The following is a 22,192-nucleotide window of genomic DNA, read 5'->3' on the forward strand; positions in this document are numbered from 1 at the left end:
CGCGTCTTCCATCTCTCGAAGCCAGCCCCGGGCAGACGCTCGGGGCTGGCTTCGTGCGATGTCGTGAGGTTGTCACTCCGCATCGGGTCCGGACGTTTCGAGTCACCTGAAACGCAAGCGCCCCGGGGATGGTATTTCCGATGGCTCCTTCGGGAAGCTCGGCGGGACCTGGTTCGTCGAGGGCGAGAGCCAACAACGTTAGTCGGCCTTGAAAAATAGGAGAATCGAAGACGTCTGCATAAAAATCGAGGCGAGGTGGTCCGGATCGATCGGGATGGGGTTCAATGCTTCGCCTGAGGTCGGGGCGAGATCGTGATGGTTGGGATTCTGACCTGGGCACACAAAAGACAAAAGAGTGTCATGGATGGTCGGAAGAGGATAAGATGGTGACTGGAGAGCCGGCGGCGTGATTTAGCCGACGAAGTGACGAGATTGATCAGGCCGGCTCGAGGGTAGGGTCCGAGTTTCAAGGTGGTGTGCCGCCCCTTGGCGAAGTCGCCGTTGAAGTCGACGCCAGAGGGGCATCCTGCGGAAGGGGCAATCCGCAGAGGTCTTCGGCCCGCCGAGTTGGGTCCGTGCGGGTTCGTCAACTAGGTTTGGCATCTTTGGGTTGGGCCTGGAGGATTTGATGTCTCCTCTGCGCCGGTCTGGGTCTGAGAGACTTCGGCCTCGTCGGGGCGGGAAGGAGCCCGGCCGTCGGGCGCGACCGTGCGGGCCTCGACCCCTGCGATGGGAGTGGCTCGAGGCCAGGACGCTGCTGACGACCCTCACGGTGACGGACGTCAACGACGACGTCCACGACATCGGGTCGCTGCGAGGGGCCATCGCCGCGGCCCCCGACGGCGCGACGATCGTCTTCGCGCCGAGCGTCTCGTGGAAGACGATCACGCTCGACGACGGGGAACTCGTCCTCGGCAAGAACCTGACGATCGTCGGCCCTGGCGCCGACAAGCTCAAGATCAGCGGGAACGCGCTGAGCCGGGTCTTCGAGGTCGTCGCGGGGGCGAACGTCACGCTCACGGGGCTGACCATCATGTCGGGGAACGCCAAGGGGGGGAACGGCGGGAACATCGCGAACGCAGGGACGCTGACCATCAACGCCTGCGCCATCCTCTCCGGGAACGCCTACCTCGGCGGCGGCATCGACAGCACCGCCAACGCGAGCCTGCTCGTCAACGCGTCGACCTTCAGCGGGAACAACGCGTTCGATGGCGGCGGGATCTCGAGCGCGGGGAATGCGTCGATCACCAACAGCACCTTCCGGGGAAACATCGCCACCAACCTCGGCGGAGGGATCTTCAACCGGATCGACGCGACCCAAGGGCCGGCGTCGAGGCGGATGGTCCTGGTCAACGACACCATCTCGAACAACAAGGCCGGCAACACCTACGTCAACGACGGCGGCGGCCTCTACCAGGACGGGACCGGCCCCGGCGGGTCGACCTTGTTCGCGAACACGATCGTCGCCGCGAACATCGGCGGGGACGTGCTGAACATCTCGGGGGCCTGGATTTCGTCCCTGGGGCACAACCTGATCGGCACGGCCGACGGCAGCGCCGGCTGGTCGGCGTCGGACCTCTTGGGGACCACCCAGTCTCCGCTCGACCCGGGGCTCGGCCCGCTCCTGGCGAACGGCGGTCCCACGCAGACGATGGCCCTGCTCCCCGGGAGCCCCGCCCTCAACGCGGGCAGCAACGCCCTGGCCCCCGCAGGCGGGACCGATGAGCGGGGCGTCCCCCGGATCTCGCAGGGGATCGTCGACATCGGCGCGTACGAGTACAACCCGCCCCTGACCGCCTCGGGCATGCCCCTGAACTACGTGCGCGGGCAGTCCTCCAAGCAGAGCCTGGCCCGGTTCGTGGACGGCGACGCCAACGCGCCTGCCGGCGCCTACACCGCCACGATCTCCTGGGGGGACGGCACCAACACCAATGCCTCGGCGAGCCAGGGGACGATCGTGTTCGACGGCTCGGGCGGGTTCCTCGTCACCGCCGGGCACGCCTACCAGAAGGCCGGCTCCTACAGCATCAAGGTCACGATACGGGACGACGGCGGCAACTCGACGACGGCCCTCGGGGTCGCGAATGTCATCAACGCGGAGGCTTCGGGGCCGAATCCGTCGGACCTGACGGTGCAGGACGCATCGGCCTCGGTCGGCGTCCCGTTCAATGGCCTGGTCGCGTCCTTCGGCTCGTCGATCACGGACGCCTCGCCGGGGGATTTCGCCGCCACGATCCTTTGGGGGGACGGCAACGTCTCGTCGGGGACGATTACGACTGACGGCTCCGGCCAGTTCCGCGTCTCGGGCTCCAATACGTACCGCAAGGCCGGGACGAACCCGGTGACGGTGCAGGTCCAGGGGCTCGGGACGTATTCCATCTCGGCCCAGGGGAGCCTCGTCGTCTCGGCGGCGACCCTGGCCGATTCCTCGACCCCGACCACTTTCAGCGTCCGGCAGGAGGCCAACACGGGGACGCGGGTCCTCGCCACCTTCACCTCCTCGAATCCGCTGGCGAACCTGGCCGACTTCAACGCCAAGGTGGACTGGGGCGGGAGCCTGGCCGGCGTGCCCTTCGTCTCCATCGTGCCGGTGGGGACCTCCGGCGGGGTCTCGACCTGGCGGGTCATGGGGAACGCCATCTACAGCGAGGTCGGGACGTACCCGATCTCGGTCTCGGTCGTGGACTCCGATGGCGGCCAACTGACATCGAAGCAGACGACCGCCAAGGTGACGTCGAACCTGGGGAACGCGCCGCTGATACCCGTCCGCTCGATCCTGACCGGCTCCCTCGTGGTCACGGTGACGGCGGCCTCGAACGTGTCGCAGGCGCTGGGGTTCCAGATCTTCCTCGGCGACGGAAAGCAACTGCTCGGCGCGATCTCGCCGACGACCTCGGCGGCGGGTGCGGTCCAGAGCTTGACGATCCCGGTGGTCTCGGGCGAGAACCTCGTGATCCAGGTCATGGGGCAAGGCACGTACGAGTTCAACCTGCGCGTCACCTACCTGGACCCCTTCCAGACGCCCAACATCCGGACCCTCTTCATCCCCACCCAGAGCGACCCGAACTCGATCGCCGTCGGGGACCTCAACGGCGGCGGCCCGGACGTGATGATCTCGAGCACGACCGATTCCGACGCGGTCGATGTCCTGCTGAACCTCGGGAATGGCGTCTTCGGAGCCCCCAGGTCTTATGACGCGGGGCCTGGGATTAACGGCAGCCTCTCCCCGGCCGGCCGCGACATCACCCAGACCGACCTCACCGGCGATGGGACCCCCGATATCGTCCTCCCCAACGCCCTCTCGGGCGACGTCTCCGTCCTGGTCGGCAACGGCGACGGCACCTTCCAGCCCGAGCGTCGCTTCGATGCCCTGCGGAACGCGGGGGTCCTGGTGGCGGGGGACCTCCGGAATCAAGGACGATCCGACCTGATCGTCCTCCAGGATCAGCCCTCCACGCCGGGGGCTCGGATCCAGTTCGCCGTCCTGATCGGGCGCGGCGACGGCACCTTCCTGCCGCCGGTCATCTACACGACCCAGTTCGCGCAGGGCGTCGGGCCGATGGTCGTCGGCGACTTCGACGGCGATGGCAGGGCCGACCTCATCGTCTTCGGCGAAGATGATCCCCAGGCGCAGCTCTTCCTCGGCAACGGCGACGGGACGTTTCAGGCGGGCACGAGCTTCTCTCTGAATGAGGGGGTCTCCGTCGCCAGGGCGATCGACCTCAACGGGGACGGCCGGCTCGACCTCGTCACGGGGGGGGCGACCTCGGGGATCGTCTCCGTCCTCCTCGGCAATGGCGACGGGACCTTCCAGGCTCCGCAGGCCTTCCGGGCGACGATGCCGGGCTCCTCGTTAGGCGGAGGGGTGATCATCGGAGGCCTGGCGCTCGTGGATTACGGCAGCCCGGGGTCGGGCTCGCTCGGCGACCCGGACGGCCACCTCGACATCGTGGTGACGACCGAGTCGGCCGATGGCCTGGGCCCTGCCCGCGTGATCCTGCTGCCGGGTCTCGTCGATGGGGCCGGCAAGTACGCGGGCTTCGGCGCGGGGGCGACGCTCGCGAACGTCGGGAAGGCCGGCCAGATCGCCGTGATCCAGGCGGGCGGCGAGCGGGATTCGACCGACCTCATCGTGACGGACGCCGGGGGCGTGACCCTGATCTTCGGCAAGCCGCTGACGTTCCCCTCGAACTCGACCCCGCAGACCGCCAGGGACCTCGGCGGCGACGACCATATCGTCACGCCCCCTCAGGTCATCGCGCCCAGCCATCCGGCGTCCTACTTCACGTACACGGTCCCGACCGAGGTCGTGGCCGGCAGCGGCGACCAGGTCGTCGACGTCTCCGCGCTCTTCTTCAACCAGAAGGGGCCCGGCCTCCAGGTCGAGGTGCTCGACACCGCCGGGAACGTGCTCGGCTCCGGGAGCCGGTTCCGGCTCGTGGCGCAGCAAGGCGAGGTGCTGACGATCCGCGTCTTCGGCCTGGATGCCTCGAGCTTCGGGATCTACACGCTCAACATCGCCGTCCTGCCGCAACTCGTCTCGGTCCAGGCCCTGTCGCCCTTGCCCGGCGGGCCCGCGACGAGCCTGGTGCTGACCTTCCAGGGAGATCGCCTCGATCGGGCCTCCGCCGAGGACGTCGGGAATTATACGGTGACCTGGTACTCGCCCGACGGGCAGACCTTCCGCGTGATCCCCATCGGCGTCGCCGGCGCGAAGTCGGTCATCTACACTCCCCATGCCGAGGTCGGGGTCAGGGCCGGCTACTACTTCCCGACGGTCACGCGACAGACCGTCACGCTCCTGTTCGACCAGGTCCTCCCCGCGGGGACGTACGTGGTCGCCCTCGCCCCGGGCCTCCGCGCGGCGGATTACCTCGCGGGCGTGGGAGACCTCCTGGCCGGGACCGGGGTCTACGGCGGCCGCTCGATCGTCTCGCTCGGCCAGGGGGACAAGGCGCCGATCGCCAATGGTGCGGTCTCGGTCTGGCGTGACCTCGTCGTCCAGCCGACGTCACTGGGGGACCTCTCGGCCGTCTCCTCGGGGACCCCGTTCCTGGTCCAGTTGCAGGACGACCTGACGTCGATCATCAACCTCTTGCGATCGCTGGGGGTCAGCACGTCGGAGATCACGGACGAGGTCAACCGGCAAATCCAGGCGAGATTCGCCCCCACAATGGCCCTCGCGGCGGCCGGCATGCCTCTGGCATTCACGATCATCTGGTTCGACCCGGTGTCGTTCGACCTCGAGACGCCCCGCGGAGACGAGGTCGCTTACGACCAGAAGACGGGGGCGTACAATAACAGTCTCGGCCAAACTTACGTCTCGGTCGGCGGCAATGTCGAGGTTGTGGTGCTCGCCAACGTCTCCGGGAGCTTCCAGCTTGGCGTAAGTGATATCTCGCAGAATGCTGGAGGAGGAGCGGTGCTCCTGAGCCCAGGGTCGAGCCAGACGCTCAATTTCACCGACGGCTTCCTCAGCCAGCCTCAGGGCATCAGCTTCGCCCTGACCCTGCCCGGGCCCGGCGGCTCGGGTCAGGGCGGAGGCGGGCAGCCGATCAACCCGAATGGCGGGGGTGGAGGAGGATCGAACTCGGGGGGCGAGCCCGGCGAGGCCACCTCCGACTTCGCCGCGGGGCCCGGCAACCTCGCGTCGGGGGGGCGACAGGCGACGCCGACCTCGCCGCGGCGCAGGGCCTCGGCCTGGGGCAGCAACTGGCCCTGGCGATTTCGACCTCGCTCTCGGTCGTCTCCACGTCGACCGGCAACTCGACGGGGACGGCGGGCGGCGGCGTTACCCAGGCGCTCATCGCCAACATGAGCCGCGTGATCCGAGGCGCCGGGCTGGGGCTCCCGGGCAACAAGGGGAGCCGCTTCCGACGGCTCCTGGCCAGCGTGGTCAGGGGGCTGGATGAGTGGTTGGGCGAGGATCAGGGGGGCCTGGTCCCCTCGGCGAGGTCGACCCTCCGGCTGATGTCCGGCCTGGGGGCACTCCGGAGGGCCTTGGCCCGGGGCGGGCCGATGGAGCAGCTCCTCTGGGATCAGGTTGTCGGGGCCCTGAACGATCCCGAGCCGCAGCAGGCGGTCGGCGCCCGAGGACCGAACAGGGTCGACCGTATCGGCCGGGGGATGCCGTCGCGACGCCCGATCCCGGCCGCCAACCAGGCCCCCGCCCCGAGCCCGATCGCCGTCGGCGACGCGGCGTTCCTCTGGGATGAAGGGCTCGGCCGGGTCTTCGAAGAAGCGGCCGACGACGCCTCGGGCGGGTCCAAGGCCTATGCCTCCGCGCTGGTGCTCGCCGTCGCGCTTGTCGGGCAGCAGCATCGCCAACGTCGCCGCTCTCGGGTCGAATCGACGGCCGGGGAACGTTCGCCCGAGGTCCCATCGGCCTGATTCTCGAGACGAGGTGTGGACATGCCGGCGGACTCCTCGCCAACACAGTCGACCGATGAGACGCTCCGGGGCGAGTCCGAAACCTTCGGCCCCCGGTCCCCCCTACCGGCTCGGACCGAGCTCTCGGAGGGCGGTGCCCGGCCCGACGAACTGCCGAGGACCGAGGGGGGCGTCGCCGAGACCCTGGCCGATGGGCGCACCCGGGGCGACCTGCCCACCGTCGCCATGCCCGGGTGCTGGGACGAGACGATCGCGGACGCCGAAGGCCCCGAGGGATCCGCTCGCCTGGCCGAGACCGAGGTCTATTCCTCGGAGGCTGGGGGCGGCGACACGGGAGGGAACCAGACCGCGGCCGCCACGTCCCTGCAATCGGGAGAGGATGGTCCGACGGTGCGCGTCGGCCCCCCAGGGCGAGTGTCGTCGGACCGAGGAGGGAGACAGGGCGACGCCTCCCATTGCGGACGCTTCGTCTTGAAGCGATTCCATGCACGCGGCGGGATGGGGGAGATCTGGCTCGCCGAGGACCCGACGATCGGCCGCGAGGTTGCGCTCAAGCGGATGCTCGGCGGCCGTTCGGAGCAGGTCCAGCGCTTCGAGGTCGAGGCCCAGGTCACCGGCCAGCTCGAGCATCCCGGCATCGTCCCCGTCCACGAGATGGGCTACACCGACGATGGTCAGCCCTTCTACGTCATGAAGTTCCTCCAGGGCCGCACCCTGCGCAAGGTGATCCAGGACTATCACGCCGAGAAGTCGGCGAACGGGCATCAGCGGGAGGTCGAGCAGTTCCGCCTGCTCCAGATCTTCGTCTCCCTCTGCCAGACCGTCGCCTATGCCCACAGCCGTGGCGTCGTGCATCGCGACCTGAAGCCGGACAACGTGATGCAGGGGCAGTACGGCGAGACGATCCTGCTCGACTGGGGCATCGCCAAGGTCCTGGGCGAGCCGGAGACAGCGTCCGGAGGGCTCTCCTCGTCCTATGTCCGCCTGACGGAGAGCGCGGCCTCGCAGGAAACCCGCGCGGGGACGATCCTGGGCACCCCCGTCTACATGGCCCCCGAGGTCGCCACCGGGCACAACGAGGAGGTCGACCACCGCAGCGACGTCTACCTGCTCGGGGCGATCCTCTACGAGATCCTGACCGGCCAGCAGCCCCGGAGCCTCAAGACGGCGTATGAGCTCGTCCACTACGCCAGGGCGGTCCCGATCGTCCCCCCCCTGTCCGTCTGCCCCGACGTGGCGAAGCCGCTCGACGCCATCTGCCGCAAGGCGATGGCCCTTGCCAAGGCGGATCGCTACCAGTCCGCGATGGAAGTGGCGGAGGAGGTCCAGCGCTTCCTGGCCGGCGAGCCCGTCCTCGCCTATCCCGAGAAATTCCCGATGCGAGCCTGGCGCTGGGCGAAGCGGCATCGCAAGGCCATGGTGAGGTCGGCGACGGCCGCCCTGGTCGTCGGGGTGGTTTTCTTCGCCGGGGCCCGGATCCGGCAGGCGGAGATCGAATCGCAGAGGCTCCAGGTCCGGGAGTCCGCCCGTAGAGACGTCGCCGAGTTCCGTCGCCTGGCGGACGAGGCCCGCTTCTATGCCGCGACCACGGATTCGATCGCCGAGCACGCCCCCTACTTCGACCCTCGGCGTGGAGACGCCGCCGCGACGGCCGCCCTCGGGATTGCCTCCCGCTGGGGAACCGACTGGGGCCGATTGCCGCTCGACGACCTCCGCGACGGCCTGAAAGTCGACTCCAGGGAGTTGCACGCCCTTCAATCCAAGCTCGAACCCTCGCAAGAGCCGAGGACGGCGCTCGACCATTTCTTGCTCGCCGAGGGGTATCGCAAGGCGTCGAATGCCGCCGCCGCGAGGCAGGCGGGGGAGGCCGGGCGTAAGGACTGGGAGGCGGATCCCGCCCGGCTTGATCGGGCGATCGGCCACTATCGCCAGGCCCTGACGCTCAGGCCCGACGACTACTGGAGCCACTACCAACTCGGGCGTTGCTACCTCCGCCTCGGCCGCTTCGCCGAGGGGGTCGAGGCCCTCGGGGTCTGCATCGCGCTCCGCCCGGGGGCTCCCTGGGGATACAGCGCCAGGGGGCTCGCACTTGCCCTCCAGGGGGACCACGGCCGCGCCGGGCTCGACCTCGACCAGGCACTTCGGCTCGACCCGGACTTCAGGCCGGCGCGGCTGAATCGGGGGGTGAGCCTTTGGCTCCGGGGGAAGCCCGACGAGGCTTTGCGCGACTTCGAGGCTGTCCTGGCTCCCCCCGTCGAGAGCCAGCTCATCGAGGCCGCCTACTACCGGGGCCAGATCCGCCTCCAGCGCGGCGAGGTCGACGCGGCGCTCGCCGACTTCGACCGGGTGGCGGAGGCGAACCCGGCCTTCGCGCAGGTCTACCGCCATCGGGCCCGCATCCACCTGGCGCGAGGCAACAAGGACCTCGGGCTCCGGGACATCGACCGTTATGCGAGGTCGCTCGGCGGCGGCTCGGAGGAGCCCGAGACCTGGCGATCCCACGCAAGTCGCGGCCGGACCCTGCGCCAGATGCACGCGGAGATGTCGAAGCGGATGAAGGACGAGCCCACCGGCCGCGAACTCGCGAGGCTGGCCCTCGACGAATTGAACGAGGCGGTGACCCTCGGCGGCAAGGAGGCGGCTCTGTTCGATGACCTCGGGGCCATGCTCGAGCTCAACGGCGAGGCCGAGAAGGCCGTCGAGGCCTATTCGAAGGGATTGGAGCTCGCCGCCGACGACGTCAGGCTCCTGAACAAGCGGGGCTGGGCGAATCAAGTCCTGGGCCGTTGGGACGAGTCGCTCTCCGATTTCCATCATGTCACCAGGGTGTCGCCCGAGAACGCCGAGGCCCACTCGGGGCTCGGCTACGTGAGCGCGCTCCGCAAGCGGCCCTCCGACGCCCAGCGCGAGGCGGACCTCGCCCTGCTGTACGGCGGCGACGACTCCAAGGTCCTGCACAACGTCGCCTGCATCTACGCCTCGCTCTCCGAGATTGCCCTGCGGCAAGCTCCCGTGTACCAGGACGTCGCCATCTCCCTGCTCAAGCGGGCCGTTGATCGCTGGAAACAGGGGAAGACCCCGCCGAGCGAGTTCGACCTGATGGCGCAGGAACCCGCCTTCCGATCGTTGCGGAGTCGGCCCGAGTTCCGGGCGATCCTCGAAGACGCCGAGGCTACCCGATAGGAGCCTTGGCGAGCCATCCCCTCGCCGTCGGCTCCTGAGTGGTTCGAGCGAGTGCGATCAGGGCTGCATGGTTCGCAGGTGACTACCCGTCGTTCGGGTGGTCGAGCTCGAGTCAGCTCGCGTTTGAAGGCCATCTTTCCTCAGCGTGGGCGAGGTGCTCCACGAGCAGAGCGTTGACCCGGTCGGCCCACTGAATCGGAAGGCCGTGGGAGGCGTCGCCGTACTCGACGTAGCGGGCACCTGCAATCTTTTCCGCCAGCATCCGGCCCGCCCGCGGCGGTGCGATCGGGTCGTGGGTTCCGGTTACGACCAGCGTCGGCACGTCCTTCAGTTCGCCCAGCCGATCCGTCATGTCGCTCGCCCGCATCGCCTTGAGTTGTGCATCGACGACTGCCGGTTGGTCGGCCAGGTCGTGACCGAACAGCGGGGCAAGTCGCTCGGCCATTGCGTCTTCGTCTTCACCGATCAGGGTTTCCGCAGGCATGATGAGCCTGAGGAAACCACGTCGACGCATCTTCCTCGTCCCGATTCGGGTTCGACTCCCCGCCCAGATCATCCTGAGCGTGAGCGGCGCCGCGGCTCGGCCGCCTGGGAACGTGCAGAGAAGCGACAGGCTCCGAACCCGCTCAGGCTTCGAGAGGGCGAATCCCAACGCGACGAGTCCGCCGAGCGAATGACCGACGATGTGTGCCGAAGAGAAGCCGGCCGCGGTGAGAACCGCCAGCGAATCGTCGATCATGCGATCCACGGTGAGGTTTGAGTCCGCAGGCTGACTCCTCCCCATGCCCCGGTTGTCGAAGGTGATGCATGTCAAGCGCGAAGAGAGAGGCTCAACCTGGGGAAGCCATCCGTCCCCGTGGACCCCGACGCCCTGGATGAATAGGATCGGAGGACCCTCTCCTCGAACATCGTAGGCGAGCCTCGAGCCTTCGTGCTCGACCACCTTCCGGGTGACATCCATTCTGCCTCGTGAGTTCGAGATACCGGAAGCGGCTGAGGGCAACGGCCATCACCCCACTGCCTCGCGTCACTATTCCCCGTCGGCTTCAATTCATACCACGCCCACGTAGCATCGGGTATAGCAAAGACCGGGGGATAGCATGCCCCATCGTTCCACCATCGATATCTCGCGGCTCCTCAGGTCGACTCCGCGTCCGCCCCGTGTTCGCAAGCTTTTGGTTGGCCCGTTCCTGACCGCCGGGACAACTCCTCGCAGGGATTATCGGAACATATGGAAAATTATATCAATAATATGCTCGTTTGTTTTCCTTGATACATGGGTCAGGTCCAATCTGCGGCGAGGTCAGTTCCAGGCCCGATCGCGGTGGACTTCTCGAGTTCATGGGTGGATCGGTGTTCAAGCGGTGCAGTTCTGCGGGCTTTTCGGTAGATTGGCGTCTTAAAAGGTCTAATGCTTAATGTTGGATGTTTAAATGGGGGGGGTGCTGTGAAGTAAGGCTTGATCGCGATTCCGAACTTAGGCGGGAATTCGGAGTGGTGGAGGGGAGTGTAATTCGGGTGGAGTTGTGTTGCGGGAGTGGATTGGTGCGTTGCCGAAGTACAACGTGCTTAAGTCGCATGTTTATTGTACGGAACATGCCGTTCTGGCGTTGTCCGGCGATTCCCCGCACGTATCTCTCGAAAATTCGGGAATATGTGACGAATAGGGGGCGGGAGAGGCTTTTTTTTACGGGTCTTGCGCGTCGAAGTTTGTTGACTTTTTTTCTACTTACTTTTGACATGGGGTGGAAACCATCCTAACATTTCGCTGTAGATTCGCCCTCGACATTTTGCTGGAATGGTAGTGCTGAGACGCTGACTTAAACGGCTCCAGTGTCGAGGACGAATTAAACATGACCTCCCCCAGCTACCTTCTTCAACTTCGAAATCCCGACCACTCAATGCCGGATGAAGCCGAGACGGCGATTCGTCTCGGGTAGCGGGGCCCGACGAGATCGCGGCTCCCCTTTCCATGACCTGACCGCGATGGCGCGGGTGTGGACGACGTGCGATGTCTCGCGCGTTATCGGGATGGAGCAACGACACGATGGCGGATGCCTCGTCGAGATCGTCTGGAGCGGACCGGTTCCGGTTCGAGGAGAGTGTCGAATCCCGGCCCGATTATTCGGGGACGGGGGATTCGGTTCATTTCTCGTTCGGCTCCGGCCTCGCCGACGACCTCGAGGGGACGGCCCGGTCGTATCTGCGATTTCGGCTTGATCACGACGCGTCGGAGGGCCCGGCTGCCCGGGCGGCGGTCGAGGATTGGGGGCGCTCGGTGGGGGCGGACTCGATATCGGTCCGGATCTTCTGCGATCTCCATCTGTCGGATCCCACGGGCGCGCTTGGCCTGGCGAAGGCGGTCTCCACCTTGCCGGACCCCGGGGATGAGTTCCTCGGGTTCCGCGTCATCGAGGAGCTGGGGCGAGGCGCCTTCGGGCGTGTCTACCTCGCGCTCCAGGGAGACTTGGCCGACCGGCCCGTGGCGCTGAAGGTCTCGGCGAGCCTGCCGGGCGAGTCGCAGACGCTGGCCCAGCTCCAGCACACGAACATCGTCCCGATCTTCTCCGAGCATCGGTCGGCCCCCTTCTACGCCGTCTGCATGCCCTACTTCGGCGCGACCACGCTCTCCGACCTCGTGCAGAGCCTGGGGCGGCGCAAGGACATCCCCGACTCGGGGACCGCGTTGCTGACGACCCTCGCCTCTCGCCCGAAACCGTCGGGGCTGGAAGGCGCCTCGCGGGCGCACCCGTCCGGCGCGGCCAGGGCGAGCATCAAGGTCGGCGACGGCGGGCCCCGTCGAGCCGACACTCTGGGCGACTCCGACGAGATGCCGACCCCGCTCAGCTTGCTGACCTCCGCCTCCGAGACGCTTCGGATGCTCGGGGGGCTCTCGTATGTCGAGGCGGTCCTCTGGTTGGTCGCGCGGCTGGCCGACGGGCTGGATCACGCCCACGGGCGTGGGATCCTCCACCGCGACCTGAAGCCGGCGAACATCCTGCTGACCGACGACGGCCAGCCGATGCTCCTCGACTTCAACCTCTCGATCGACACGAAGCTCCCGGCGGCCGCGGCCGCCTCGGTCGGCGGCACCCTCCCCTATATGGCGCCCGAGCATGTCCGGGCTTTCCTGGGAGAGGACGAGGAGGTCGACGGCAGGTGCGACCTCTACTCGCTCGGCGTCATCATGTTCGAGCTTCTCACCGGACGGCACCCGTTCGCGGACGAGCGGACGCCCTCGATCGAGGCGACCGCACATGTCATCGCCAGGCGACAAACCTCCGCCCCGGCGCTCCGGACTTATAACCACCAGGTCTCCCCGGCGGTCCAGTCGATCGTCTGCCGCCTTCTCGAGCCCGACCCCGCCCGGCGCTACCTCTCGGCGAGGGCCCTCCGCGAGGACATCGATCGCCACCTGGCCCATCGCCCCCTGCTCCACGCCCCCGAGCCCTGGGGGCCTGAGCGGTTCAAGAAGTGGGTCCGACGCCACCCTCGACTCGCCCCCACGATCGCCCTGGCGGCCTCGCTCCTGGTGACGACGGCACTCGCCGCGGGCTTCCTCGTCCGCGGTCGGCGCATGGCTTTGCACGAGGCCAGGCTCAATCGCGACGGCTTTAACGCGGAACTCGACGGGCTCCGGACCAGGATCGATGCCGACGACCCCACGCCGCAGCGCCGTCGAGAGGGCCGCGACCTTGGCCTGAAGGCTCTCGACCGCTACGCCGTCCTCAAGGATCCGGACGGCTGGAAGCGCCGACGGGATGTCGCCCTGCTCGACCCCTCGTCTCGCGACGAACTCGGCGGCGACATCGGCGAGACCTTGCTCCTCCTCGCCCTGGCCACGACGCCCAAGACGGACCCCAACGGGGCCCTGAAGAAGGACGAGGCCGCCGCGGCGAAGGAGGCCCTGAACTACACGCGCCTCGCCGAGTCGTACTTCCCGCCAGGCCGCCTGCCCCCGACCTACTGGGAGCAGCGGGCCAAGCTCGTGAAGCTGCTCGGTCGCGACGAAGAGGCGTTGGCCCTCCGGGTCCAGGCCTCGGCGGCGCGCCCGAGGACCGCGCGCGACTATTACCTCTCCGCGATCTCGCAGGTCCAGCGCGGCGATTACGAGCGGGCGTTGCCACTCGCCGAGCGCGCGACCCAGCTCAGCCCGCAGGACTTCTGGGCCTGGTTCTGGGCGGGGCACTGTTACGACAACCTCGGGCGCGACTCCGACGCGATGGCCTGCTTCACCACCTGCGTCGCCTTGCGTCCCGACTACGCCTTCGCCTGGTACAACCGCGGGACCGCCGAACTCCGTCGCCGCAAGCCCGAGCGGGCCCGCTACGACTTCGGCCGGGCCATCGAGCTCAACCCGAACTGGTACGAGCCGTACCTGAACCGCGCCGAGGCCCTGACGGAACTCGGCAAGCCGGCCGAGGCCGCCGAGGACCTCACCCGGGCCCTGGAGCACGAAGGCCCCGAGGTCCGGCTCCTCTTCATGCGCTCGAATGCCAGGAAAGAGGCGGGGGACCTCGACGGTTCGAAGCGCGACTTCGAAGCCGCGATGGCCAAGGAGCCGACCGACGACATGGGCTACGTCGCCCGCGCCTCGGCCCGCTATCCCGACGACCCGAAGGCGGCCCTGGCCGACCTCGAGAAGGCCGAGGCCCTCAACCCGAAGTCGCTCTCGGCGCTCCAGAACCACGCGTCGATCCTCTCGGACATGCCCGAACGGATCGACGAGGCGATCGCCCTCCATACCAAGATCCTGGGGCTCTTCCCCGACGCGGTCGAGGTCCGCAGCGGCCGTGGGGTGCTCTTCGCCCGCAAGGGGAAGCGGGATGAAGCCTTGAGAGACGCCCAGCAAGCCCTGCTCCGCGACACCAGGCCCGTCATCCTCTACCAGGTGGCCGGCATCTACGCGACGACCTCCAAACAGGTCCCCGACGACCGCTTCGAGGCCTTCCGCCTCCTGAACAGGGCGCTCCGGGAAGGCTTCGGATTCGAATACCTCGACATCGACCCCGAGCTCGACGCCGTGCGCGACGTGCCCGAATTCCGGGCCCTGGTGGCCGCCGCCAGGGAACGCGCGGGGATCAAGGCCCCTCCGGCCGACACCATCGGTCGCGAGTGAGCGTCGAAGTTTCTTTCAAATTGATACGTGACAAGGCGATTGCGATGAACACCAAGGGTTGCGGTAAGCCTTCTCGAGTCGCCTCGACGGGTTCCTAGGGCCGATCGGGCGGCCAGCCGATGATGATGGCCGTTATCGAGGTCCGGGAGAGTCGAAACTAACTGAGGATTACAGGGGAGGAAGTGTGCAGCAGACCATCTCCGGCGTCAGGAGCCAGGCCACCAAGGCGGTGGGAGATTCCGTCGTAGCCGACATCGATGAGAGGCAAGATCCCTGGGAGGCGCTCGAGCGCTTCGTCGAGCGCCTGCGCAGCTCGGAGCAGGAGTCGAGGCAGCGTCGCTACGCCCTGGAACTGGTGGTCGAGGGGGGGGCGGCCGAGACGGCCTGCGTCTTCGCCGAGGACGCCATCCACGAGCTCGCCGGCGCCGAGGTCTGCTCGGCCGAGGAATGCCTGGCGATCGCCCTCTCCCTCAAGGATCGGCTCCCGGGCCCCGGCGAGCCCCCGCTCGTCGACAAGATCACGGTCGATCCCGACCGGCCCGACCGCGGGTCGGTCAGCGTCGTGATGGCCCGCCTCGGCCGGTCGCGACCGTCCTGGATCCTCGCGCTGCGGCGTGACCGGGGGCTGCCGCTGGGCCCTTCCGACGCCCGCCTGATCGACCTGGCGGCCCGGATGCTCGCCGATCGCCAGCACCACGCCAGGACTTACGACCGCCTGAAGGACACGCTCCTCGGACTGATCCGCTGCCTGACCGCCGCGATCGACGCCAAGGACCCGTACACCTGCGGGCACAGCGAGCGCGTCGCCCGGATCGCGACCCGGATCGGGAAGCAGATGAAGCTCCCCTCGTCGGATATCTCCGATCTCTACGTCGCCGGCCTCCTCCACGACGTCGGCAAGATCGGCATCCGCGACGACGTCCTCTGCAAGCCGACGGCGCTCACCGCCGAGGAATTCGCCCACATCCAGGAGCACCCCGGGATCGGCGACCGGATCATCTCCGAGATCCGCCAGTTCGCCTACCTTCGCCCGGCCGTCCGCGGGCACCACGAGCGCTGGGATGGCCGAGGGTACCCCGACGGGCTCGCGGGCGAAGGGATCCCGGCGATGGCCCGAATCCTCGCGGTGGCCGACTCTTGCGACGCGATGATGTCCGCCCGCCGCTACCGCACGGCCATGCCCCGCGAGCGGATCGAGGCGATCCTCAGGGAGGGTGCGGGGACGCAGTGGGATCCCAAGGTCATCGAGCACTTCATGGCATGCCGCGAGGACATTTACCCGATCTGCCAGATCGGGCTGGGCGACTCGCTCGCCGCCGCCATCGAGCGGGCCGCGGGCCAGAAAGACATCCCAAATCTGCTGACACAAGCCCTCAGCCCGAATTCATACGGCACCGGCCCCTTACAAGCTTCGTGACGTCAGGTTCCTCGCGCAAAGATTATGGCGGTCGTGACGGAAAAATATGTTCTATGGTTGGATAAAACAGAGATATTTGCGAAATCCATCGAATCCAATTTGTGTACGGGTGTTACCTTGAGAAAACTCCGACGAAACGCCTTCTTGAAGCTCGAGCGGCTCGAAGAGCGTACCGTACTCTCCACGTACGGAGTGGCCTGGCCCGATCCGCAGCACCTGACCATCAGCTTCGTTCCGGATGGCACCCAGGACGGAGGTTCCACGAGCAGCCTCTACCAGACCCTCGGGGCGACGAACGCCGACGCCTGGCAGTTGACGGTCCTGCGGGCCTTCCAGACCTGGACGAACTACGCCAACCTCAACATCAGCGTCACGGGCGACAGCGGCCTGCCCTTCGGCACTCCGGGCTCGCTCCAGGAAGACACCCGGTTCGGGGACATCCGCGTCGGCGCCGTCCCGCAGTCGGACAGCACGGCCGCCCTGACTCAGGAGTTCCAGTACGGGGCCGGCACCTGGGCGGGCGACGTCAACCTGAACAGCCTCGACAACTTCACGCTCGACCCGGCCGGAAATCCCGGCTCGTATGACCTGTTCAGCGTCGCCTTGCACGAGGCCGGGCACGCCCTCGGCCTGCCCGACAACGATGACCCGACGTCGATCATGTACACCAATTACAACGGTGTGACGTCGGGCCTCTCCGCCTCGGACATCAAGGCGATCCAGGACATCTACGGGCCAAGGACCCCCAACGGGTTCAACGGCGCGACCGGGAACAACTCGCAGTCGACCGCCGCCGCGATCACGCCGGTGAACCTGCTGGGCACCAATGGCACCCTGCCCAACGTGACGGTCGGCGCCGCGATCACCTCGCCCCAGACTGTGAACTATTACAAGGTCACCGTCCCCGGGCTCATCCCCTACGCCATCCAGCTCAACACCTCGGGCCTCAGCTCGCTCCTGGCCAAGATGTCGGTGAAGAGCGCCTCGGGCCAGACGATCGCCACGGTTTCCGCGACCGACCCCCGGAACGGCAACCTCTCGGTGACCCTGCCCCTGACCCTCTTCCCCACGACGTATTACATCGCCGTGCAAGGGGCGTCGTCGGACGTCTTCGGGGTCGGCAGCTATCAGCTCCGCGCCTCGACCCCGACGGCCCTGGTGTCGAACCTGCTGACCTGGACTAGCGACCAGGTTATCAACGGCTACCTCAACATCGACCTCGGCCTGAACAGCACGCCCGCCACGGCGACGAATCTGCTGAAGGCCGGGACCCAGAGCGGGCCGACGACCTACACGATTCGGGGGAGCGTCAGCTTCCCGGGGAACATCCACGACTACTCGGTGGTCGTCCCCACCACGTCCTCGTCGGCGCCCGTCACGATGACGGCCTCGGTCTGGGGCGTGACGCTCAACCCGGTCGACGCCGTGGTCAAGGTCTACGACTCGTCGGGCCAGCAGGTCCAGGGCAACGTCATCCAGCACTCCGGCAACACATACGTCGTCCAGATCCCCAACGCGACCCCGGGCGCCCGCTACGACCTCGTCGTCGGGGCGTATCAGCCGACCGACCTGACGCTCCTGGGCAACTACCAGCTCGCGGTCAACTTCGGCACCGTCGCCGAGTCCCAGGCCACGCTGTCGAGCGGGACCTTCGCGAACACGGGGGGGAGCTACGCCGATGCCCCGGGCTCGACGATCTCGCTGACCTTCGACCACGACACGCTCTACAACTTCGTGCTCTCGGCCGCCACGGCGGGGTACGACCCGAGCGCGTCCGTGATCATGACCATCACGAACGAGTTCGGTAAAGTGGTGGGCCGCCTGGTGACCCGGGCGAACCAGGTGCAGAGCCTCGCGATCTGGCTTGCCCAGGGGACGTATACGGTCTCGGTCCAGGGGGCCGATCGCGGTCGCTATCCGGATTACCCGCTCTCCTGGTCCCTCGTCGGCGAATCGCTCAGCGACCCGATCAGCACCCTCAAGAAGGGCAACAGCAGCCCCACGACCTCGAAGACCAACTGACGGCTTCGAGCCTCCATGAGACTGGAGCCTTTTCGCCCGGTCGGGCCCCTCCTACGGGTTCCGATCGGGCGGAGGCTCACCCATCCATCAGGCCCCAAGTCTTTTGATCATGGATGGCCTTCTCGACCCAGAACTCGGCGTAGCTTTCGAAGGTATACCCGCGCCGAGGATCATAATACTCGGCCGCCTTGATCACGCCGCAGTTGGCGAAACGGATCGCCTCCGGGTCGCTGCCAGCGATGGTCTCGGCCATCCGCCTCGCGAAATCCCCGAACGAGGCGACAAGCTCCGCACGCACCGCGTCGATCCGGCGCAGTTCGTCCGCGATCGCGTCTTCCAACGCGATGAAATCGCGGAGTCGGAGCCTCAGCAGGGATTCGAGCCTGTCGATCTCCTCGCTCGACCCCACTTCTTCTGATAGTTGCCTGGCCTGGTCCAGCAGCGGCTTGTCCGGCTGGCGAACGAGGCGTTCGTAGCTGCGTAGGGTGAACCGGAACTTGAGAAAGAGCCCCGCGAGTTTATCCTGCTCGCGCGCGTACTCGTCCTCATCGAACCACAATCCGCCCGGCTCCCAGAGCGAGGCGCACCGGATATCCTGGGCTCTCGTCCGTTTATTGAGCTCAGGGAGATCGGCAAGGTATGCGGCGGCCTGATCGTCATCGTCGAAGGGGATGACCAGGCTGTTCGACTCGAAGGGATCGGGCTTGTCGAGCAGCCCGAATGCCTTGCCGACATGCAGACGCGCCGCCATCCCCATGCGGAAGACGGCGTCGCGGATCCTCTCCTGGGCCTGCTCGATCTCGAACCAGCGGGGGTCTTGCGGGGTTTCGTCCACGATCCGGGTCCTCGTCGAGGCGTCGCGGTCGGCCTAGGGATTGGATCGGAGGTCGGCGAGCATCGCCTCGGCTCCCTGGTATCGATCCTCCGGCCGCAGGCTCATGGCGCGAAGGCAGATCGCCTCGAGCGGCGCGGGAACGTCCGGCTGGAGAGAGCTCGGCCTCGCGGGGTTGCCGGCGAGGATCCGCTCGCGGAGCTCGGCCGGGGTCGGGGCTTCGAAGGGGCGACGGCCGGCCAGCAGCTCGTACAGAACGACCCCGAGGGCGTAGAGGTCGACCCGGCTGTCGATGCTCGGATCCCGGGCGAGGAGCTCCGGCGCCATGTACGGCAAGGTCCCGGCGTGGCCGTCATCCCCGCTCAGTTCCTCCTCGAGCCCGGCGATGCCGAAGTCGGTCAAGTACGCCTGGCCCGTCGTGTCGATCAGGATGTTCGCCGGCTTGACGTCGCGATGGACATATCCACGCGCATGGGCATATTGCAGGGCGTCGGCGATCTCGGCGACGATCCGCCCGGCCTCGGCGGGGGGGATCGTCCCCGACTTGAGGCGGCTCGCCAGGTTCTCGCCGTCGATCCACTCGGAGACGATGAAGCAGCTCGCGCCGTCGCGGCCGACGTCGTGGACGGGGACGATGTGCGGGTGCCGCAGCTTCGCGACCTTCTTGGCCTCGAGGCGGCACTGGTCGACCTCCTCTCCCGTCACGGGGCGGTCGATCCTGGGGATCTTCACGGCCACCGGCCGCTCGAGCCAGACGTCGAACCCCTGATAGACCCAGGCGAAGCCACCCATGCCGACGAACGTCTCGAGCCGGTAGCGGCTCCCGAGGACGCGCGGGAGGTCGATGGGGGGATGGCCCTTGGCGTCGAACGGGGGGGCCGAGGCATTCGTGGCCGTGATGACCTCGTCGAGCCAGGCCGCGTGCCCGAGGGTCTCGAGGTGTTTGCGCAGCTCGTCGAGCCGCTCTGGGCAGGCCTGGCAGATCTCCTCCAGATCGGGGGATTGCCCCCGCCCCCTGGCCTCTTCCCAGCGGACGATCAGGTCGAGCATCTCTTCGCGGCTGCTGGTCATCGTCACCTCACCTCGATTCGATCAATCCAGTACGGGCTTTTCCCCGCGAAAGGCCTCGGCCATCAGGAGCTTCGCCGAGACCCACCGGCGCTGGATCGTCTTGGTGGCGACCCCCAGGGCCTCGGCCGCCTGAGCATGTGAGAGTCCTTGATACCAGAGCAGGTGGAACACCTCGCCTTCTTCCGGAGGCAGGCGCCCGACCGCCTCGTGGAAGGCCGCCCAGTCCTCCAGGGTCTCGGGGCGACCCGAAGTCGAACCCGAGCCCTCGGCGACCTGGGCGAGTCGCGCGTCGGGGCTCGTGCCGTCGGTGTGGTGGTTCGCCCCGAGCCCTTCGGGGCCGTGGTAGCTCCGCGCCAGGTCGATCAACTCGCGGCGGATCTGGCTGGCGACGAGGTTGTCGAAGTGGCGGACGCTCTCCGGCTTCACGTCCTCGAGCCCCCGGTTCAGGCGGAGCAAGGCGGCGTTCATGAGGTCGTCGGTCTGCTCCCATCGCCTGACGTGCGGATAACGCCTGAGCATCGCACGCGCCAGGGCCGTGAACCGCACCTGCGCCAGCCTGATCAGGTCCTGCCGGGCCGACGCGTCCCCCTTGCGGTGGCGGTTGAGCAGCCCTTCCGCCTCGTTGGTCTCGCTCATCAACGGCCCGCTCGCCCGAGGCTGGATGGAGTTGGGAGATATCGGGAACGCCCCGCTCCCCAATCTTAGCGAATTGTGCAACGGGCGATGTCCACCTCGGGGCCTGGCTCTCGCATTATCCTCCGTGACGAGTCGGCCCGAGTCCCAATGCCCGTCGAGGCAACGAACCCGGGCCGCTGACCTTCCATCAACTCACGAAAGGACGTGCGTCGTGGCCAAAGTCATTCAGCCGACCGAGTGGGATAGCGAAGTCGTTCAGTCCGAAGTCCCCGTCTTGGTCGACGTCTTCGGGACGTATTGCGCCCCTTGCCGGGCCCTCGCCCCGACGATCGACAAGCTCGCGACGGAATTCGAAGGCCGGGCCAAGGTCGTCAAGCTCGACGTTGAGGCCGACCGCGAACTCGCCGGCAAGCTGCATCTCTCCGCCGTGCCGACGGTCCTCGCCTTCCGAGACGGCAAGGAAGTGGGCCGGATCGTCGGTTTGAGGTCCGAAGGGGCCTATCGCGAACTTCTGGGCGTCTGATCCAACCTCGGATCGGAGCCAATCTAAAGACGTGCGGATTCGGATCCTCGCAAGGCAAAGCCGCCTTGCGAGGATACCGGCGTTTCAGGAGAGGGGCGAGGTGGGAAACTCCTCCGTGGGCTCGAGCGAATGCCTGGGGTTGGCGGAGGACGGCTCGGACGGTACGGGGCTGGACATCGGGTGGAAATAGCCGACCGTTGGCGGGCTCGTGATCCCGCCGGAGAGGATCGCCTGTATGGTCTGGTTGACTGTCCAGTTCAGGTCGGTGACCTCCTCCTCGGGCACGAAGAGAGTGAAGCCGGCGGGGGGGACCACGCCCGTCAGCACGCAGACGGTGAGGATGGTGCGCCCGGTCTTCTCGTCCCGGAGTGAGTTGGTCACGAAGGCGAGCGCCCGCATCCCCGGGTGGGGGAACTCGACGAGGACGACCCGCTTGAACTTCTGGGGCAATCCCTGGTTGCTCAACGACTGTGCGACGTTGCGCAGGCTCTTGTAGATGATCGTGACGATCGGCACCCGCAGCAAAATCCAGTCGACCGCGCGGAGCAACGACGAGCGGACGAAGAGGCCGAGGAAGTAGAGGAAGGACAGGGCGAGGAAGATCGCGATGAGCGGCGCCGCGAATCGTTCCCACAGGGGGGTCGGCCTGATGCCCATGAGTTGCTGATAGAGCCAGGTCATCGGGGTGAGGACGAGGCCCAGCAACGTCGAATAGAGCCAGTAGATGATCCAGAAGGTGAGCACGATCGGGAGGGCGAGCAGGAGCCCGCCGATGATCCGCGTGCGGATGGCTCCCGCGACCGTATGGAGGAAGCTCACGTCCTCGGCGTCGGCGGTGAGGTCTTGATGCGGCGAGGGCTTGGGCTCCATCAGTCTTTGATTCCGGATGAAAGGGACGATGGGATGGCGACGTGACCCTAAGTTATTCCGCGATCCGGCCATTGGCAATCGCCCAACCGCCCCGGCCGGGCTCCTGGTTTATAAGAGGGGCCGCCGAGA

The 22,192-nt window shown here is 67.2% G+C and carries 12 protein-coding genes; 7 read left to right on the forward strand and 5 right to left on the reverse strand.

All coding sequences use genetic code 11. The features are described from left to right. Positions 1-772: 772 nt before the first annotated feature. The 3 genes from ACOYYX_RS25785 to ACOYYX_RS25795 are packed head-to-tail and all read left to right on the forward strand — an operon-like array spanning position 773 to position 9,573. Positions 773-5,818, forward strand: coding sequence for an FG-GAP-like repeat-containing protein (locus ACOYYX_RS25785; protein ID WP_422925029.1), 5,046 nt, complete (start codon positions 773-775; stop codon positions 5,816-5,818). Beyond that, positions 5,815-6,390 carry a hypothetical protein gene (locus ACOYYX_RS25790; protein WP_422925031.1) on the forward strand — a complete coding sequence of 192 codons (576 nt, stop codon included), beginning with the start codon at positions 5,815-5,817 and terminating at the stop codon, positions 6,388-6,390. The genes ACOYYX_RS25785 and ACOYYX_RS25790 overlap by 4 nt, the downstream gene beginning before the upstream one ends. Before the next feature lie 21 nt (positions 6,391-6,411). Continuing rightward, positions 6,412-9,573, forward strand: coding sequence for a protein kinase domain-containing protein (locus ACOYYX_RS25795; protein WP_422925033.1), 3,162 nt, complete (start codon positions 6,412-6,414; stop codon positions 9,571-9,573). Positions 9,574-9,685: 112 nt separating this feature from the next. Here the strand turns inward: ACOYYX_RS25795 and ACOYYX_RS25800 are convergent, their stop codons facing one another. After that, a complete protein-coding gene (locus ACOYYX_RS25800) occupies positions 9,686-10,534 on the reverse strand; it encodes an alpha/beta fold hydrolase (protein WP_422925035.1) in 849 nt (282 codons plus the stop codon). A gap of 1,050 nt (positions 10,535-11,584) precedes the next feature. On the opposite strand from ACOYYX_RS25800, the gene ACOYYX_RS25805 reads away from it, so the two are divergent. The 3 genes from ACOYYX_RS25805 (at position 11,585) to ACOYYX_RS25815 (ending at position 18,131) form a co-directional block, all read left to right on the forward strand. Beyond that, positions 11,585-14,692 (forward strand): protein kinase domain-containing protein, encoded by a 3,108-nt coding sequence (locus ACOYYX_RS25805; protein ID WP_422925036.1) that lies wholly within the window; start codon positions 11,585-11,587, stop codon positions 14,690-14,692. Positions 14,693-14,876: 184 nt separating this feature from the next. After that, the gene (locus tag ACOYYX_RS25810; RefSeq protein ID WP_422925038.1) at positions 14,877-16,109 is read left to right on the forward strand and encodes an HD-GYP domain-containing protein; all 1,233 of its coding nucleotides are present in this window, start codon (positions 14,877-14,879) and stop codon (positions 16,107-16,109) included. A 144-nt stretch (positions 16,110-16,253) separates the two neighbouring features. Beyond that, positions 16,254-18,131 (forward strand): matrixin family metalloprotease, encoded by a 1,878-nt coding sequence (locus tag ACOYYX_RS25815; RefSeq protein WP_422925040.1) that lies wholly within the window; start codon positions 16,254-16,256, stop codon positions 18,129-18,131. Positions 18,132-18,207: 76 nt separating this feature from the next. Here the strand turns inward: ACOYYX_RS25815 and ACOYYX_RS25820 are convergent, their stop codons facing one another. From ACOYYX_RS25820 to ACOYYX_RS25830, 3 genes are read right to left on the reverse strand one after another with little or no spacing between them, the layout of a single operon-like run. After that, complete coding sequence (locus ACOYYX_RS25820; protein WP_422925042.1) at positions 18,208-18,966, reverse strand: hypothetical protein; 759 nt, start codon at positions 18,964-18,966, stop codon at positions 18,208-18,210. Positions 18,967-18,999: 33 nt separating this feature from the next. Beyond that, positions 19,000-20,034 carry a serine/threonine-protein kinase gene (locus ACOYYX_RS25825; protein WP_422925044.1) on the reverse strand — a complete coding sequence of 345 codons (1,035 nt, stop codon included), beginning with the start codon at positions 20,032-20,034 and terminating at the stop codon, positions 19,000-19,002. A 21-nt stretch (positions 20,035-20,055) separates the two neighbouring features. After that, positions 20,056-20,670: an RNA polymerase sigma factor gene (locus ACOYYX_RS25830; RefSeq protein WP_422925045.1), complete on the reverse strand. Its 615-nt coding sequence runs from the start codon at positions 20,668-20,670 to the stop codon at positions 20,056-20,058. A gap of 211 nt (positions 20,671-20,881) precedes the next feature. Between ACOYYX_RS25830 and ACOYYX_RS25835 the strand changes: the two genes are divergently transcribed. Then, positions 20,882-21,193 (forward strand): thioredoxin family protein, encoded by a 312-nt coding sequence (locus ACOYYX_RS25835; RefSeq protein ID WP_422925047.1) that lies wholly within the window; start codon positions 20,882-20,884, stop codon positions 21,191-21,193. 84 nt (positions 21,194-21,277) lie between these two features. On the opposite strand, the gene ACOYYX_RS25840 is transcribed toward ACOYYX_RS25835, so the two are convergent. Beyond that, entirely contained in the window at positions 21,278-22,063 is a 786-nt protein-coding gene (locus tag ACOYYX_RS25840; protein WP_422925049.1) for a DUF502 domain-containing protein, read from the reverse strand. Positions 22,064-22,192: the final 129 nt, after the last annotated feature.

Source organism: Singulisphaera chitinilytica, assembly GCF_049331405.1.
GTDB lineage: Bacteria > Planctomycetota > Planctomycetia > Isosphaerales > Isosphaeraceae > PoT.

Bases quoted from the DNA above. Each gene is read 5' to 3' on its own strand.
- ACOYYX_RS25790 (WP_422925031.1), top strand. From the start codon at position 5,815: ATGAGCCGCGTGATCCGAGGCGCCGGGCTGGGGCTCCCGGGCAACAAG.
- ACOYYX_RS25795 (WP_422925033.1), top strand. From the start codon at position 6,412: ATGCCGGCGGACTCCTCGCCAACACAGTCGACCGATGAGACGCTCCGG.
- ACOYYX_RS25800 (WP_422925035.1), bottom strand. From the start codon at position 10,534: ATGGATGTCACCCGGAAGGTGGTCGAGCACGAAGGCTCGAGGCTCGCC.
- ACOYYX_RS25805 (WP_422925036.1), top strand. From the start codon at position 11,585: ATGTCTCGCGCGTTATCGGGATGGAGCAACGACACGATGGCGGATGCC.
- ACOYYX_RS25825 (WP_422925044.1), bottom strand. From the start codon at position 20,034: ATGACCAGCAGCCGCGAAGAGATGCTCGACCTGATCGTCCGCTGGGAA.
- ACOYYX_RS25830 (WP_422925045.1), bottom strand. From the start codon at position 20,670: ATGAGCGAGACCAACGAGGCGGAAGGGCTGCTCAACCGCCACCGCAAG.
- ACOYYX_RS25840 (WP_422925049.1), bottom strand. From the start codon at position 22,063: ATGGAGCCCAAGCCCTCGCCGCATCAAGACCTCACCGCCGACGCCGAG.